Genomic DNA, 2,018 nt, shown 5'->3' with positions numbered 1-2,018 from the left:
TAATGAAAAAGAGAATAAAGGCAAAATGGGTAACGACTATTCATAGTGATCCATTTCAAGACTTTACTAAACAGGGCTTAAAAGGTTGGATTTTTACGAAATTAAATTTGAAAGCCTTAAAAAATATAGACTTATTTTTCGTTGTAACAAATAGATTGAAAAAAAGCCTGGCAGCATTAGGTATTTCAAATGAAAAGATGCATGTTATTTATAATGGAATTGAATACGATAAGGAAAAAGCAGAAGGCTATAATAAAAAAGAAATGTTCAATATTGATGAAGATGTATTTACGGCAATCCAAGTAGCACGATTACATCCTGTCAAAGGACATGAAGTTTTATTCGATGCGTTACAACAAACAAAATTAGAGAAAATTAAAGTATTATTAGTTGGCGATGGCCCATTAGAAGAAAATCTAAAGTCATTAGCTACTGAAAAAGGGATTAACGATAAAGTAGAGTTTTTAGGACATCGTCAAGATGTAAAACAATTATTTGCGTCGTCACATGTAAATTTATTAACTTCCCATAGTGAAGGGTTCCCACTAGTTTTATTAGAAGCGGCAAATCAACGCGTACCATCAATTGTGACTAGGGCTGGAGAAATTGAACCATTAATCGTAGATGAAACTTACGGATGGATTGTGCCAACAGGTGATGGAAAGGCATTAGCATTAGCTTTAGAAGAAGCGTATGATAAGTGGAAAACTGGAGAGTTAGCAGCAATGGGTAAACATATTTATGAGCATGCTACTATGAACTTCTCACTTCAAAAACTATATGAAGATACAAAGGAAACATATAAGCAATTAATAGCGAAAAACTTGTAATGATAGAGAGGATAGTTAACTATGGCAGTACAAACAGTTGATATTCTAGGCGTTCCTTTTTCTACAATGACAATGGATGAAACGGTCCAATATTTAAAAGAACAACTAGAAGCGGAGCGAACTCATACGTTTCAGGTAGTAACAGCAAACCCTGAAATTGTTATGTGCGCAAAAAAGGATGAAAAGTTCTATCAAACATTATTGAATACAGATTTAATTACACCTGATGGTATTGGGGTTGTAAAGGCAAGCGGGATGCTTGGTACACCTTTAAAAGAACGTGTAGCAGGTTTTGATTTAATGTGTAATTTACTTGCGAAGTTATCTGAAGATAGTAAGCCGGTATCTGTTTTCTTATTAGGTGCAAAGCCGCATGTTGTACAAGCTGCAGCAGATCATTTAACAAAGACATATTCAGCTGTATCCATCGCCGGTATACAAGATGGTTATTTTAAACAAGAAGACGAAGAGAATATTATTTCTCGCATTCAAGAAGCAAAACCAGATTTATTACTTGTTGCACTTGGTTTCCCGAAACAAGAGAACTTTATCCAAAACAATAAGCATCGTTTAGAAACGAAAATGGCTGTTGGAGTGGGTGGAAGTTTAGACGTATGGGCTGGAGAGGTAAAACGTGCACCAAAATGGATTCAAGCGATTCATTTAGAGTGGTTTTATAGATTATGCAGTAATCCAACACGCTGGCGTCGTCAGTTAGTATTAGCGGAATTTTTAAAAGAAGTAATGCGTTCGAAAAAGTAGCGAAATATCGCTGCTTTTTTTATTTGTTCATTTTTAATAAATTGAAACTTTAATCAGTGAGGCATCCCTACTGATTATTAGCCCTCACCAATCGGGATAGACGTTTTACTTTTTGGGAATGATGAAGGAGAAATTTTTTACACAAAAGTATTTTACTTATACAATTCACACATGTAAAATTATGTGTAAAGACACCTGTGTGAGGAGGACTTCTAGTGGTCAAGGTAAAAGAAATTTCGAAGCGCAAACTACTTGGTATAGCTGGGCTTGGATGGCTATTTGATGCAATGGATGTTGGAATGCTTTCATTTGTAATGGTAGCCTTGCAAAAGGATTGGGGATTAAGTACGCAAGAAATGGGCTGGATAGGTAGTATTAACTCAATCGGTATGGCAGTAGGAGCGCTTATTTTTGGGATACTATCAG

Annotated in this window: 2 protein-coding genes and 1 pseudogene; all 3 read left to right on the top strand. The window is 35.4% G+C overall.

Annotation, left to right across the window (positions count from 1 at the left end):
• Positions 1-830, top strand: an 830-nt coding sequence (locus tag ACY191_RS06050) for a glycosyltransferase family 4 protein (protein ID WP_463269945.1), incomplete at its 5' end; no start/stop codon positions are given.
• A 21-nt stretch (positions 831-851) separates the two neighbouring features.
• The gene (locus ACY191_RS06045) at positions 852-1,592 is read left to right on the top strand and encodes a WecB/TagA/CpsF family glycosyltransferase (RefSeq protein ID WP_000290747.1); all 741 of its coding nucleotides are present in this window, start codon (positions 852-854) and stop codon (positions 1,590-1,592) included.
• Between the two features lie 215 nt (positions 1,593-1,807).
• Positions 1,808-2,018, top strand: a pseudogene (locus ACY191_RS06040) (MFS transporter); the annotation flags it as partial.

This window comes from Staphylococcus sp. TCBT05, assembly GCF_055179755.1.
Note: the sequence above shows the minus strand (reverse complement) of the source record. Positions and strands in the feature narration are given on the sequence as shown.